The sequence below is a fragment of the Hoeflea sp. genome (assembly GCF_039975035.1).
Classification (GTDB): domain Bacteria; phylum Pseudomonadota; class Alphaproteobacteria; order Rhizobiales; family Rhizobiaceae; genus Hoeflea.
Genome location: NZ_JBDWHW010000244.1, coordinates 1 through 14342, shown reverse-complemented (window position 1 = coordinate 14342; position 14342 = coordinate 1). Strand labels below are relative to the sequence as shown.

The window sequence follows — 14342 nt, the reverse complement described above, 5'->3', positions numbered from 1 at the left end:
TTCTCAGGACTTGAAGGCATGCGGCCCTTCGGGTTGGCTGAAACCTGCTACCCACTGCGTCGGGCGGCTTGAGAGATGGACCCGCATCGCTCTGCGCCGTCCTTCTTGTGGAGCAGCAGGTTTGAGCCAACAGAATGCGTCGTATTAATCATACGATGCTCTAATTCAACATTACTTCCACATCGGAATTCTGGCCGGCCAGGACGGTGAATTCCCGTTGCAGCACCTTGCCCTTGTTGCGGGCGATTGCGGTGTATTCACCCTCCGCAAGGACTATTGTCGGGAAGGCGCCGACGCTTTCCGACACCACGTCGCCGCCCGATGTCAGAATCGACCAGGCGGTGTCGGCGATGGCTTCGCCGCCAGCCTCGGCAACCAGTTTGAGCGTCAGTTGCGCCGCACGGTGCTGGATGACGGCTTCCGTCAGTTTGCCGGCCTCGACCCTGATGTCGGACCGGATGACCGCGTTGACGGCTCCGTATTCGGAGACAATATGGTAGGTGCCGGCATTGAGCCTGACGACGGTGTCAGGCTTGACGTCCTCGACCACCAGTTGCTGCTCGCCATCCAGGCCTTCCTCGGCCTTGTAGATGTTGAAGCGCAACTTGTCGGCGGGAATGCGCACATCAATGCCCGATACCGCATTGAGCACCAGTCCTCCGGCTTCCAGAACCATTCGCTGCTTTTCGACCGGGCCGTCTTTGGGCACGGTGAGTTTCTTGGTAACGCCGGCGCGGCCGAAAGCGACGTGAATGAAGTATTCGCCCGGCTCGAATTCGAACTGCGCCGAACCGCCCTCGGCGGAAGCCAGCATCGGCAATTTGCCATCCTGACCGGGAATCGGGTGGAAAATCCGCCAGGTCAAGCCGTATTTGAGCGGCTCGCCACTTTCGGTCAAAGCGGCTTCGAGCTGCACCGTCCGTCCGGTGACTGCTGCGGCAGCGGCCCGGTCGGCGGGCGCATACTGGTTCAATCCGGGGAGTTTGATGTCGGTGTCATTGCCGCTGCCAAAAGCATCCTGCGCGATGGCGAAGTTCGCCGTTTGCAGCAGAGCAAGAATACCAAACAGAAATTTCGACAAACGGTTCATGCGCTCCGGTCCGGTTGACTTCCGGGTTGTGAGAGGTCACTTGAAACCCAACGCCATGGCAAATTCATGGCCGATCCCAGACGAACCTGAATGCACGAGGAAGACATGCCGGTCAATGCCGCCCTGAAAGCCTATCTTGAAACCCGCCGTTCGATTCCCGCTTTCCAGATGAGCGGACCGGGGCCGTCCCGGCCCGAAATCGAGGAGATGCTGACACTGGCCAGCCGGGTTCCCGACCACGGCAAACTCGCGCCCTGGCGTTTCATTGTCTATGCCGGGCCGGAACGCGAACGCATTTCTCTGGAACTGGCCAAGGTCGCCATCGCCAACAAGCCCGACATTTCCGATGACATGATCAAGGTCGAGAAAACCCGGCTGACGCGGGCGCCGGTGGTTATTGCCGTGGTTTCGCGCGCGGCGCCGCATGTCAAAATCCCCGAATGGGAGCAGGTGCTCAGCGCCGGTGCGGTCTGTCTCAACCTTGTGATGGCCGCCAATGCGCTGGGCTATGCCTCGAATTGGCTGACGGAATGGTTTGCGTTTGACCAAAGTGTCCATCCGCTTCTCGGGGTGTCCAGCGACGAAAAAATTGCCGGTTTCATCCACATCGGGACAGAAAAGCTGCATCCGGGAGAACGGGCGCGGCCCGAGCTTTCCGATATCGTTACCTTCGCCGGAGAGTGAGCGCGGTGTTTTACGAAACAAAAGACAATGCGCACGGGCTTCCGCACGATCCTTTCAAGGCCATCGTGTCGCCGCGGCCGATCGGCTGGATCGGAACCCGGGGCAGGGATGGTTCGGTCAATCTGGCGCCGTATTCCTATTTCAATGCCATTTCCGACCATCCGAAAACAGTGATGTTCTCGTCCTCCGGACGCAAAGACAGCCTGCGCAATGCCGAAGAGACCGGGGTCTTTACGGCAAGCATGGTCACAGGGACCCTGGCCGAGAAAATGAACCTTTCCGCGGTCAACGCGCCTTATGGCGAGAGCGAGTTTGGTTTCGCCGGCCTTGCAATGGCTGAGGCACGTGTGGTCGATGCGCCCTATGTTGGTGAGGCCTATGCGGCGCTTGAGTGCAAGGTGACCAACGTTTTCGAGATCAAGAGCCTGGAAGGCGAACCCAGCGGCTCATTTGTCGTCATCGGGCAGGTGGTGGGTATCCATATCGACGAGGCGGCGCTCGTCGACGGCTTGCTCGATGTGTCCATCGCCGCGCCGGTGGGCCGCATGGGGTATCTGGACTACACCGAGGCATCGCAGACCTTTCAGATGCGCCGGCCCACCTGGGTCAAAACCTGATCCGTCCGGACCAGGATTGGAAGTCAGGGATTAATCGCCACGCGACAGGGCTTGGGGCTCCAGTCCGGCCCGCTGCGCCACCCGTTCGGCCTGGCGCAAATGCGGCTTGTCGATCATCTTGCCATCGAGCGACAGAACGCCGGCATCAGGCCCGGCGGCGGCAAACAGCGCCAGAATGCGCACTGCGCGCTCGACATCTTCCGGGGCGGGCGTGAAAGCGGCATTGATGATGCTGACCTGATCGGGGTGGATTGCCATCTTGCCCGAAAATCCGTCACGGACAGCGTCCCGGCATCCGGCGCCCAATCCGTCCATGTCACGGAAATCAGTAAACACCGTATCGATGGCGTCGACGCCGGAATGAGCGGCGGCCAGAATGGTCAGGCTGCGCGCCATGCGGAAGACGTCGGTGTACCGGCCGTTTTCATCCTTGTTTGAAGAGGCTCCGATATCGGCGGCAAGATCCTCCGCGCCCCAGGCGAGAGCCGACAGCCGCGCCGATTTGGCCGCGAACGTGGAGGCTTGCAGCATGCCGGCGGCGGTTTCCGTCATCAGCGCATGGATGAGAATGCCTCCGTCCGGCAATTCCGCCCCGGCTTCTTCCACGGCGATGCGGGCGCTGAGATTCTGGATGTCGGCGCCGGAACCGGCCTTGGGCAGCAATATGGCATAGGGCGCACCCCGGACAATCGCGCCCAGGTCATCGTCGGTCAGTCCGGTGTCGAGCGCATTGACCCGCACAATCAGTTTGGGGAAGGGGGCTGAGCTGTTGTTGGCTTCCGCGAGAAACGACGCCACCATCTGCCGGGCTTCGGCCTTGCGGGATAGGGCGACGGAGTCCTCGAGATCGAGGATAAGCGCATCCGCGCCCGAATCCGCGGCCTTGAGCATCTTGCGTTCCGAATCACCCGGAACGAACAGCAGCGAGCGCATCATGCCGTGGGCCTTTTGCGCATCATCGCCTGGCGCACGCAGCGGGCGACGAGCAGGTCACGCTGATTGAAGGCCTGATGCTCCAGTTCGACAATGCCGCGATCGGATTTGGATTTCGATTCGCGCACCGAAATGATCCTGGTCTCGACCCGGACCGTGTCGCCGTGAAACAGCGGGTTGGGGAAAGTGACTTCATTCATGCCGAGATTGGCGATCGTGGTGCCGACCGTGGTGTCGTTGACCGAAATCCCGATCATCAATCCGAGGGTGAAGAGCGAGTTGACCAGCGGCTGGCCGAATTCGGTGGTCTTGCAGAATTCATAATCGATATGCAGCGGTTGCGGATTGAGCGTCATGTTGGAAAACAGCATGTTGTCCATTTCGGTGACGGTGCGCCGAAGCGTGTGGGAGATCACCTCGTCTGGAACGAAATCCTCAAGATACATGCCGCGCATTTTCCACCTCCCTCAAGCTTGCCCGCATCATTGATGCCGCTTTCGGTGCTGCGGCGCAAGACCGGGAATTGGGAGCGTGAAGATGTTAACAAGCATGGTGAACCGATCGTAAACCATTTGGCCCTAGGATCTCGATATTGGTATCGAGTGGGGTCTGAGTTCACATGATTGTAAAATCATTCTTGAAGTGGTCGGAAACGGCGAAAACCAGTGAACGCTGCATGGCTGCTTCGGCTCTGACCCGCGCTTACGCGTCTGGGCGTATGGACCAATCCGAACGCCAGGCTGCCGAAGCGGCGCTGGCGCTGCTGCTTGAAGATCCCTCTCCGAAAGTCCGTCTCGCGCTTGCTGAAGGTCTGGCGGTAGTTGCTCACGCGCCGCGCAGCGTCGTGCTCGGACTTGCCGCGGACCAGATCGAGGTGGCGGGCCGGGTTATCGCGCTTTCGCCGGCTCTGGTGGACAATGATCTCATCGATATCGTGGCCAGCGGCCGCCCGGCTCTGCAGCAGTTTGTCGCCTACCGGCGGCAGCTCTCGGTTTCGGTTGCCGCAGCTCTCGCCGAGGTTGGCGAAGCGCAGGCGGTGGCCGACATGCTCGACAACAGCCATGTGTCGATTGCACGCGTTTCGCTGCGCCGGATTGCCGAACGCTTTGGCGATGATTCGGAAATCCGCGCCCGCCTGTTTGATCGGACGGATCTGCCTTGCGATGTTCGACAGGGGCTTGTCGAGCGGCTGGGCGCCGCGCTCGCCGGTTCGGACTTTGTGCGTTCGGCAATCGGCGGCAGCCGCGGACGCAAGATTACCGAGGAAGCCTGCATGAACGCGACGCTGCGGATGGCCGAGACTGTCGATGCCGACGAGATCCCGGTGCTGGTCGAGCATTTGCGGATATCGGGGCGGTTGACCCCGGCCTTCCTGATCCACGCCCTGTGTGCAGGCAATGTCGATTTCTTCGCAAGTGCTGTCGTTTCGTTGTCCGGTATCAGCGATTCCCGCGTTCGCGGTTTTCTGGTTGACGGGCGGGAAACAGCGATGCGGGCACTGTATCGCTCGATCGGACTGGGTGGCGACCTGGCGCCGGTATTTGTCTCCGCCACGTTGATCTGGCGCGCCGCATCACGCAGCCAGGCCAGCATGAACACCGGGCGGGTTACCAATGAACTGATCCAGCTTCACGCGCGTGACGCGGAGCGCCAGCCGGCAGTCGGCGAGTTGTTGCGTCTGGTCGAAACCCTGCACCTGAACTGGCATCGCCAGGCATCGCGCGACTACGCTCATGCCCTGGCGGCGGAAGCGGCCTGATGCCGGGCCAGCTTCATCTCGATGTGCAAGTCCAGGTCACCGTCCTGCAGCCGCCTGTATATCTTGAACAATTGCGTATCGCTGCTCTTTCCGCATCCCGGCGGGTTGAGGCCCATGCGCTGCCCCAACCGTTCGACCCGGCCGCAACAGAACCACAGGCATTCTTGAACCAGATGGCGACCTTGCAGCCGCGGCCACGGGCCCTGCATTCCGACATGGCCCTGGCCTCTGCATTGCCGCGGGAGCGATGGTCATAGGAATAACCGTAGGCGCCGGTGGTGTTGGAATAGGCGATGGCGCCAAAGTTGTCTGCGGAGGCGGCGCCAGCCGCTGCGATCATGATCGTCATGGCCAGCGTCATTCTCCTGATGAGAAGGCCGGCTGTCTTCACTATGTCCATGTTTGGTTCCCCTTGTACTCCAACACCACAGCAAATCCGTGCAGCAATACGCAATCACTGCATCCCGATGCATTGGGAAGCTGACACGAATTCCCCAGATGTCATAGAGCCACGAGCATCCGCGCAGCAGGAATTTTCCCCTGCATAATGCCAGATCGATCAGATATCGAGATTCTCGGCAAAGGCAGCGTGCTCCTGAATGAAACGGAAGCGGGCGTCGGCCTTCGTGCCCATCAGGCTGTCAACGGTGTCGCGGGTTGATTCCGGATCGGTGACATCGACGGCCACTTTCAACAGCGTGCGTTTGGATGGATCCATGGTGGTCTCCTTGAGCTGGGAGGCCATCATTTCGCCAAGTCCCTTGAACCGGTTGATCTCGACCTTGCCGCGTCCGGTGAATTCGGTTTCGAGCAATTCCACCCGGTGCTCGTCGTCACGGGCATACAGCGATTTTGCGCCTTGCGTGATCTTGTAGAGCGGCGGCACAGCCAGATAAAGATGTCCCTGACGGATCAGTTCGGGCATTTCCTGGTAGAAAAAGGTGATCAGCAGCGAGGCGATGTGGGCGCCATCGACATCGGCATCGGTCATGATGATGATGCGTTCGTAGCGAAGCTCTTCTTCGCGGTACTTCGACCGGGTGCCGCATCCGAGCGCCTGCACCAGATCGGCGATCTGCTGGTTGGCCCCCAATTTCTCGCGCCCGGCGCTTGCCACATTGAGGATCTTGCCGCGCAACGGCAGGATCGCCTGATTGGACCGGTTGCGCGCCTGCTTTGCCGAGCCGCCGGCGGAATCACCCTCGACGATGAACAGTTCGGCCCCCGCGGCCGAGGTCTGGCTGCAATCGGACAGTTTTCCCGGAAGTCGCAACTTGCGCACAGCGGACTTGCGATTGACTTCCTTTTCCTTGCGTCTGCGCACCCGCTCGTCGGCGCGGTCGATCACCCATTCGAGAAGCTTGTCGGCTTCGGCCGGAGAATCGGCGAGGAAGTGATCGAAAGGATCGCGCAGCGCGTTCTCGACGAGGCGCTGGGCTTCGACGGTGGCGAGCTTGTCCTTGGTCTGGCCGACAAATTCTGGTTCCCGGATGAACACCGACAGCATGCCGATGGACGAAATCATCACGTCGTCGGTGGTGATCGTGCTGGCACGCTTGTTGCCGGTGAGTTCGGCATAGGCCTTGAGCCCCTTGGTCAGCGCAATCCTGAGCCCGGCTTCGTGGGTGCCGCCGTCGGGGGTGGGGATGGTGTTGCAGTAGGAACTGATTGAGGAATCGCCGCCATACCAGGTCACCGCCCATTCCATCGAACCGTGACCGCCCGAGCGCTCGGTCTTGCCGGCAAAGATATCCCGTGTAACCCGATGCTCCTTGCCGAGTGAGGCTTCCAGATAATCTTTCAGGCCGCCTGGAAAGTGAAACACCGCCTTGTCCGGTGTCTCGGTGCCCTCGACCAGTGAGGGCGCGCAGGACCAGCGGATCTCGACACCGCCAAACAGATAGGCCTTGGAGCGCGCCATGCGGTAAAGCCGGCCGGGGTCGAAACGCGCCGCAGCGCCAAAGATTTCGGGATCGGGATGGAAACGCACCTTGGTGCCGCGCCGGTTATGGACATCGCCGAGTTCCTCAAGTCCGCCCTGGGGCAAGCCCTTGGAAAAGCGCTGCCGGTACAGCCGCCGGTTTCGCGCGACCTCGACCTCCAGATCATCAGACAGCGCATTGACCACCGAGACGCCGACGCCGTGCAGACCACCTGAGGTTTCATAAACCTTGCTGTCGAATTTGCCGCCAGCGTGCAGCACCGTCAATATCACTTCAAGCGTGGATTTTCCCGGGAATTTCGGATGGTTTTCGACGGGAATGCCCCGGCCATTGTCGGTGACGGTCAGGTAGCCCTCGGTATCGAGTTCAACCTCGATGAAATTGGCGTGCCCGGCCACCGCCTCGTCCATCGAGTTGTCGATGACCTCGGCAAACAAGTGGTGCAGTGCGCGCTCGTCGGTGCCGCCAATATACATGCCGGGCCGGCGGCGAACCGGCTCCAACCCTTCCAGAACCTCGATTGTCGAGGCGTCATAGTCATCGCCGCTGGCGGGTGCACCGCTCTTGGATGCTGCCGCGCGCGCCGGTTTGGCGGCGGTCGGAGCCGGTTTTTTCGCTGCGGTGGTTTCCGTTGCTGGCTCCGGTTTTGCCGCCGGGGTTTCCATCGTGGAAAAAAGATCGTTGGAATCGTCCATATTGCCGTGATGCCTGATGTAAATTGGGGAAACGAATCACCCGGAGTGTGCCAGAATCCGTTCCTTCAATCGACTGTGTAGCATTTGGTTTGCGGCTTTGCGCGGCGTTCTTGGCGGGCAGGGTGCTATATCGCTTGTGCTCGCGTTATCAGCTTGTCTGGCAACGCCGGCGCTGGCGCTTGAGCTCAAAGGCCACAAGGACCGGCTGTTTGCCTATCCCGGCATCAAGTCGATCAGCGAAGATGGCGCCTTTATCGTGGTCGATTATGACAAGCAGCGCGATATCCACCGCCGCGATATCGAGCCCGAACGGCGGGTGCGCTCGAATTTTGTCTCGCTCAGGGTGAAAAAATACAGCCGCCTCGCGTTGCACCAAGCCAATGGCAGGAAGATCGAAACCGGTTTGACCGGCGAATACGCGACGGCGCGCTTCGCAGTCATTTTCGTTCATGGCCGGGGCGGCGACCAGCGGCTTGGCATGAACGACTACACATTCGGCGGCAATTTCAACCGGCTCAAGAATCTGGTTCTCGTCAATGGCGGCGCCTATCTGGCGCCAACCATCGGAAGCTTCGATGATCACGGCGCAAATGACGTCAAAGCGTTGATTCTGGCCGGCCGGGCGCCGGTGGTGCTGGCCTGCGCCTCGATGGGGGCGTTCATCTGCTCGAAACTCGCCAACGATCCCGCCGTGGTGCCGAGATTGGCGGGTATGGCCCTGCTTGGCGGAGCACCGGATACCGCTCTGGCAAAGAGTGCGGCTGTGAAGGCCAGATTGCCGATCGTCTTTACCCATGGCAGCCTCGACACGGTCTACCAGTGGCAAGACCAGAAGACAGTGTTTGACGCCGTGCGTCTCACCGCCACGCCGTATCCGGCGCGGTTCGTGCTGTTTGACACCGGCTCGCACGGCACGCCGATCCGGATGACGGACTGGAAGCAAACGCTGGAGTTCATGCTCGGCCGGTGACCCCGATGTCTGACCGCTTCATTTCGGGAATGGATACAATTTAAGGAAAAATTGACCGCGCCGGTGAACCGGATGTTTGGGAAATACGGCTAGAACCGGTCTCATCCTAATTCGGAGCGGGACATGAAATACATCGTCTTTATACTTTTCACCGTGTTGACCAATGCAGCAGCGCAATTGATGCTCAAGCAGGGCATGCTGTCGCTCGGTCCGGTCTCGTTCACCGCCGACACGATGATCGCGCGGATTTTCCAGATCCTGTTCAACCCCTGGGTCTTTGCCGGACTGACGACCTTCGCCATCTCGATGGCCTCGCATCTTTATGTGCTTTCCAAGGTTGAATTGTCGTTCGCCTATCCGTTCCTGAGCCTGGCTTATGTGGCGGTGGCGGTATTTGCCTACTTCCTGTTCAAGGAAGACATCAACAACTGGCGCATCGCGGGCATTGCCTTCATCTGCGTCGGCACGGTTCTTATCGCCCAGTCGGGCCGCAACAGTCACGACACCGGCAACCTGGAAACCGCGCAGCTTTCCAAGATCAATGTAGCAGCAAGTGAGATCACCCGATGAAACACATCATTTTTGGAGGCGACGGTTTTGTCGGTCGCCATCTCGCCCAGAAACTTCTCAGCGATGGCGAAGAGGTGGTGATTGCCGACATTGTCAACGACAACAACACGTTCTACCGGGATGCGGCGATCGTCAGATGCGATGTGACCCGTCCGGACGACATCGCCAAGGTTCCGATGGCGCCGGGCGACATGGTCTACAATCTTTCGGCAAAGATGCTGTCGCCGCTGCAGGTTCGCGCCAAGCGTCATGACTTCTTCTATCCGGTCAATTACGACGGAACCAAGAACATCATGGAGGCGATGAACAAGGCCGGGCTGAACCAGCTTGTCCACTTCACCACCGACATGATCTACGGTCATACGCTGACCTATCCGATGACCGAGGAGCATCCGGTTTCCCCGCTCGGCGAATACGGTCAGTCGAAGCTCGATACCGAGGTTCTGGCCGCTGAATGGCGGACCCGCGGCATGTCGATCTCGCTGTTCCGCCCGCGTCTGATCATCGGACCAGGCCGGCTCGGCATTCTGGAAAAGCTGTTCAAGCTGATCGACATGAACCTTCCGGTTCCGATGATCGGCTCGGGCAAGAACCCGTATCAGTTCATCTCGGTGTTCGATTGCGCCGAGGCGGCACGGCTCGCCTGGAAGGCCGGTGTTCCCAACGAGGCTTACAATCTGGGTTCGGTCAATCCGCCGCCGGTTCGCAAGCTGCTGGGCGATCTGGTCAAGCATGCCGGTTCAAGGTCGATGCTGATCCCGACGCCCGGCTGGGCGGTCAAGCGCACGCTTGACCTGTTCGACCTGATCAACATGCCGATCATGGATCCTGAACAGTATCTGATCGCCGATGAGGAGTGCGTGCTCGATGTCTCCAAGGGCGAGCGCCAGCTCGGCTGGGTGCCGCAGTTCCGCGACGAAGACATGCTGATTGCCGCCTATGACGAATATCACGCCACAAAGGCGCGGGGCGGCTCTTCCGCTTCCGCCCAGGTCGCACCGGCCGAATAACCGCTTCGAGGGAGCTACAACCATGCTTGATACACCCAACCGCGTCACAGTCGAAGCGCCGCCCCTGTCCGAAATCGATACCGGAGTGGATGTCATGTCCAGCGCCAAGGGACCGCGCCGTCCCGATCTGCTGACGGTCGCCGACGCAAAGGCGATGTCGCTGAGCGAAATGACCGATCTGTTCAAGGATCACATCAATCCCGGACAGCTGCATTTCATGAAGCTTCTGGGCTTCCACAAGGTCAAGATCGAAACCGCCTCGGGGATGTACTACACCGATCAGAACGGCCGCAAGATCCTCGATTTCTTCGGTGGTTTCGGATCGCTGGCGCTGGGTCACAACCATCCGCGAATCATCAAGGCGCGCAAAGACTTTCAGGACGAGGACCGGCACGAGATCGCCATCGCCTTCATGAGCCAGTATGCCTCCGCGCTGGCCAAGAACCTGGCCGCGATCGCGCCGGGCGATCTCGACATGGTGTTCCTCGGCTCGTCCGGGTCGGAAGCCATGGAGGCCGCGATCAAGGTGGCAGAACGTGCTGCCGGGCCGAAGCGTCCGAAGATCGTCTATGCGGCGAACTCGTTCCACGGCAAGACCAAGGGCGTGCTGTCGCTGACCGATTCCGAATTGTACCGCGGCGAGTTCCAGTTGACCGGCAACACCGTCAAGGTGCCGTTCGGTGACATCGAGGCGATCCGCGCAGCGTTTGAAGCCGATCCCGAAATCGGCGTGATCGTGCTGGAGACGATCCAGGGCGGCGGCGGCATCGTCGAGGCGCCGGACGAGTTCTGGCAGCAATTGCGGGCGCTCTGCGACAAGTACGGCGTGCTGTGGATTGCCGACGAAGTCCAGTGCGGCATGGGCCGCTCGGGTGACTTTTTCGCGTTCGAGAAAGCCGGAGTTGTGCCCGATGTCACGGCACTTGCCAAATCGCTTGGCGCCGGCAAATGCGCAATGGCCGCGATGATCGCCAGCCGCAAGGTCTACATGAAGGCCTATGGCACGCCGAAAACCGCGATGATCCATGCCCAGGCCACCTTCGGCGGTATCGGCGAGGCCTGCATCACCGCAATCGAAGGCCTCAATGTGATGTATGACGAGGATCTGATCGGCAATGCCGAACGGGTTGGCGGCTACCTGATCACCCGGCTGAATGAATTGAAGGACAAGTATCCTCAGATCATCAAGGATGTGCGCGGACGCGGCTTCATGGTCGGGCTCGAATTCCAGGATTTCAGCCAGACCTTGCCTGCGTTGCTGCGTCCGATGGTGGCGCTGCTCGACGACAAGCTGAAAGGCTCGCTGTCGGGCTTTGTCGGGGCAGAATTGCTGCGCGATCACGATGTGCTGGTGGCGTTCACCGAATACAATCGCAACGTCATCCGGCTCGAGCCGCCGTTGATCTGCGGACCCGAGCATGTCGACGAGTTCATCGCCGCGCTCGACACCGTGCTCGGCCGCGGAATCGTCCGCATCGTGCGCGATTTCATCGGCAGTCAGACCAGGAAATAGGCCTTTCCGGGCAGTTCGACGCCACTTCAAACAAAGCCGGGGCGGATCCCGTATCCACCCCGGCCTTTTTGAAGGGTTCAGACCGGGGTGAAACCGGCTGGTCAAAGCGCGTAAGGAACGCGGTTTGCTTGCACGGTCACCTTTTTCACGTTACCCCTTTGCCCGGGTCCGGATGGCGGTATCCGGTTGAATTTGCGATGCGGGGCCGGCTCTTGTCGTTGCCAACATCATGGTGTTTTTTCCGGCATCGCCTGGCTTCGGTATTCGCAATCGGGAAGGTAGTGATTTGACCAGCCAATGGGGCAGGGATAGCGGTTTTCAATCCGGCCGGAAGCGCGGCGGTCCCGCGCTGACAGTCATTGTGGTGCTTCTTGCACTGCTGTTCGGCGCTGCCGGCGGTTATGCCGCCTTCCGCTTTGGTCAACCGTCAACCGGTGCCGCTGCCGATGCCGTGGAGTTGAACGCCGCACTGGACGCAGCCGGCAAAGACTTGAGTGAAGCCCGCGCCCGCGAGGCTTCCAGCGCCGCGCTGGTGGAAGAACTGAGGGCGGATATCGCCCGGCAGGCGGCCGAGCTTGACGCGCTGAGCGAAAAGCTTGCGGCCAACACGTCCGCACCGCAACAATCGCCGGACGATACCACGGCAGTCGATGCCTTGACCGGCGAGCGCGACAGGCTGGCTCAGGAAAACCAGACGCTGAAGACCAAACTTGCGGCACTGGAAACCGAGCGGGAGGCGCTTGCGCAGGACGCAAGCCTCACTGAAAAGCGTCTGGCGGCTGACCTTGCGCGGCTGCAGGATGAAATCGTGCCGGATTTGACGGCGGAGCGGGACCGGCTGCAGCGGAAAACCCTGATGATGCTGGCCGACCAGACCGATCTCAAGGCCCGCATCGAGATGGCCACTGAAGCGCAAGCGTCGGCGACGCAACGCATTGCCGAGCTTGAAGCCCGGCTCGCTGATGCCGAAGACGAACTGTCGGCCTCGCGGGAAGTGCTGGATGCGCTCAAGCTTGAAGCACGCGCCGCCGCGGTGGCAAAAACCGTGGCGGCTGGACAGGGTGCGGAGACGACAACGGAACAAACCGCGCCGGAAAATCCAACTCCCGATTCCCGCGAGCCCGAGGCAGTGGCACAAGCCTTGCGCACAACGCCTGGACTTGAAACCCTGTCTGAAGCCGACCGGCAGAGCTTGACCGACATGCTGGTTGCCGGAAAATGTGTGACAACCGCGTTGAAATCCGTGTTTGAGCGTGTGCCGATCCTGACGCTGCGCAACCTGATCCGCGATCTGAACAGCGACTGCTGACCAAAGGAGAACGCCCTTGAAATCCGTTGCCCTCACTTTTCGTGGCCTGATCTTTGCCGCCGGCGCCTTCATGCTTGCCAGCGGTGCGGGCCAGGCGGCCGAGTTCGAACGCAACATCATGACCGGCGGCCCGACCGGCACCTATATCCGCATCGGCAAGGATATCGCGGCACTCGGCGCAACATGCGGACAGACTCTGAACGTGATCGAGAGCGCCGGTTCGCTGGAGAATTTCGTTGGTGTGCGCAAGCGGCGCAACACCCAGTTCGGCATCGTTCAAAGTGATGTGCTCGAATATCTCAAGACATTCGAGGCCAATGACGCCGAGATCCAGGACGCCGTGCGCGGCGTGCGGATCATGTTCCCGCTTTACAACGAGGAGGTGCATGTCCTGGCGCGCGCCGGGCTCTCAGGCATCAAGGATCTCGAAGGCCAGAAGGTCGCGGTCGGTGTGAAGGACAGCGGAACATTTCTGACAGCTTCGCTGGTGCTCGATATTCTGCAGGTCAAGGCTGCGGAACGGTTGCCGCTCAATCCCGATCAGGCGCTGCCGAAACTGATCGCAGGCGAAATCGACGCCTTCTTCTATGTCGCCGGCGCACCAGCTTCGCTGTTTGCCAATGCCGCTATCGATCCGGCCAAATTCCATCTGCTGCCGATCACCGAGGCGCCGTTGCTGGCGACTTATACCAAGGCCAGCATACCCGGCGATACCTATGCGTTCCAGACCGGCCCGGTCGATCTGATCGCGGTCAAGGCGGTGCTGATGACCTATGATTATGATCCGAAGAAGAATGCCTATCACCGCGAGAGCTGCACCACGGTCTCGGATTTTTCCAGCTTCGTGCTCAACGGCATGAAGCAGTTGCGCGAGACCGGTCATCCGAAATGGAAGTCGGTGGATCTGACCGCGTTGCCTCCGGGCTGGCAGGTCGGCTCGTGCGTCAAAGCGGGGCTGGCGCTGGATTATGCTCCGGCATGCACCAAAGCTGCGGACGCGGCGCCTGCCGACAACAATGAGGAATATCTCAACCTGCTGAAGCAGCGTCTCAAGAACTGAATACAAGCATCAGGTATTGCCAATAAAAAACCGGCGGAGCCAGATAGGTTTGAACTGACCCCATTAAGTTGGACGGTTTATAGGCTGGGCAGATTTAAGGGCTGGGTCCTGTATTGTACAGGGCTCAGCCCTTTGAGTTTCATCTTGATCCTGTCGTGGTTATAATAGTGGATGTATTCCTCGATACCG

Annotated in this window: 15 protein-coding genes; 9 read left to right on the top strand and 6 right to left on the bottom strand. The window is 60.2% G+C overall.

Annotated features, from left to right (window positions below; genetic code table 11):
• Positions 1-160 precede the first annotated feature (160 nt).
• Positions 161-1090, bottom strand: a complete 930-nt coding sequence (locus ABJN75_RS21825; protein ID WP_348441726.1) for a hypothetical protein — start codon at positions 1088-1090, stop codon at positions 161-163.
• A gap of 90 nt (positions 1091-1180) precedes the next feature.
• On the opposite strand from ABJN75_RS21825, the gene ABJN75_RS21820 reads away from it, so the two are divergent.
• Positions 1181-1774, top strand: a complete 594-nt coding sequence (locus ABJN75_RS21820) for a nitroreductase (RefSeq protein WP_348441725.1) — start codon at positions 1181-1183, stop codon at positions 1772-1774.
• Positions 1775-1779: 5 nt separating this feature from the next.
• The gene (locus tag ABJN75_RS21815) at positions 1780-2391 is read left to right on the top strand and encodes a flavin reductase family protein (protein WP_348441724.1); all 612 of its coding nucleotides are present in this window, start codon (positions 1780-1782) and stop codon (positions 2389-2391) included.
• Positions 2392-2421: 30 nt separating this feature from the next.
• Here ABJN75_RS21815 and ABJN75_RS21810 read toward each other — a convergent pair whose 3' ends face one another.
• Together ABJN75_RS21810 and ABJN75_RS21805 are read right to left on the bottom strand one after the other, a co-directional pair.
• Positions 2422-3324 (bottom strand): CoA ester lyase, encoded by a 903-nt coding sequence (locus ABJN75_RS21810; protein WP_348441729.1) that lies wholly within the window; start codon positions 3322-3324, stop codon positions 2422-2424.
• On the bottom strand, positions 3324-3779 hold the full coding sequence (locus ABJN75_RS21805; RefSeq protein ID WP_348441723.1) for a MaoC family dehydratase: 456 nt from the start codon (positions 3777-3779) through the stop codon (positions 3324-3326). The genes ABJN75_RS21810 and ABJN75_RS21805 overlap by 1 nt, the downstream gene beginning before the upstream one ends.
• A 221-nt stretch (positions 3780-4000) precedes the next feature.
• Here ABJN75_RS21805 and ABJN75_RS21800 point away from each other — a divergent pair, with 221 nt between their 5' ends.
• Positions 4001-5083 carry a DUF2336 domain-containing protein gene (locus ABJN75_RS21800; RefSeq protein WP_348441722.1) on the top strand — a complete coding sequence of 361 codons (1083 nt, stop codon included), beginning with the start codon at positions 4001-4003 and terminating at the stop codon, positions 5081-5083.
• Between the two features lie 13 nt (positions 5084-5096).
• Here ABJN75_RS21800 and ABJN75_RS21795 read toward each other — a convergent pair whose 3' ends face one another.
• Both ABJN75_RS21795 and parE read right to left on the bottom strand, forming a co-directional pair.
• Entirely contained in the window at positions 5097-5483 is a 387-nt protein-coding gene (locus ABJN75_RS21795; protein ID WP_348441721.1) for a DUF4189 domain-containing protein, read from the bottom strand.
• A 159-nt stretch (positions 5484-5642) separates the two neighbouring features.
• The gene (parE, locus tag ABJN75_RS21790) at positions 5643-7721 is read right to left on the bottom strand and encodes a DNA topoisomerase IV subunit B (RefSeq protein ID WP_348441720.1); all 2079 of its coding nucleotides are present in this window, start codon (positions 7719-7721) and stop codon (positions 5643-5645) included.
• 136 nt (positions 7722-7857) lie between these two features.
• Here parE and ABJN75_RS21785 point away from each other — a divergent pair, with 136 nt between their 5' ends.
• The 6 genes from ABJN75_RS21785 (at position 7858) to ABJN75_RS21760 (ending at position 14153) form a co-directional block, all read left to right on the top strand.
• On the top strand, positions 7858-8691 hold the full coding sequence (locus ABJN75_RS21785; protein WP_348441719.1) for an alpha/beta hydrolase: 834 nt from the start codon (positions 7858-7860) through the stop codon (positions 8689-8691).
• Between the two features lie 123 nt (positions 8692-8814).
• Positions 8815-9261 (top strand): transporter, encoded by a 447-nt coding sequence (locus ABJN75_RS21780; RefSeq protein WP_348441718.1) that lies wholly within the window; start codon positions 8815-8817, stop codon positions 9259-9261.
• Positions 9258-10271, top strand: a complete 1014-nt coding sequence (locus tag ABJN75_RS21775; RefSeq protein WP_348441717.1) for an NAD(P)-dependent oxidoreductase — start codon at positions 9258-9260, stop codon at positions 10269-10271. The genes ABJN75_RS21780 and ABJN75_RS21775 overlap by 4 nt, the downstream gene beginning before the upstream one ends.
• Before the next feature lie 94 nt (positions 10272-10365).
• Positions 10366-11784, top strand: coding sequence for an aspartate aminotransferase family protein (locus tag ABJN75_RS21770; protein ID WP_348441728.1), 1419 nt, complete (start codon positions 10366-10368; stop codon positions 11782-11784).
• A 286-nt stretch (positions 11785-12070) separates the two neighbouring features.
• Positions 12071-13093, top strand: coding sequence for a hypothetical protein (locus ABJN75_RS21765; protein ID WP_348441716.1), 1023 nt, complete (start codon positions 12071-12073; stop codon positions 13091-13093).
• A gap of 16 nt (positions 13094-13109) precedes the next feature.
• Positions 13110-14153 (top strand): TAXI family TRAP transporter solute-binding subunit, encoded by a 1044-nt coding sequence (locus ABJN75_RS21760; RefSeq protein ID WP_348441715.1) that lies wholly within the window; start codon positions 13110-13112, stop codon positions 14151-14153.
• Between the two features lie 77 nt (positions 14154-14230).
• On the opposite strand, the gene ABJN75_RS21755 is transcribed toward ABJN75_RS21760, so the two are convergent.
• Positions 14231-14342 (bottom strand): IS3 family transposase (locus ABJN75_RS21755; protein WP_348441727.1); only part of this gene is annotated, 112 nt, incomplete at its 5' end.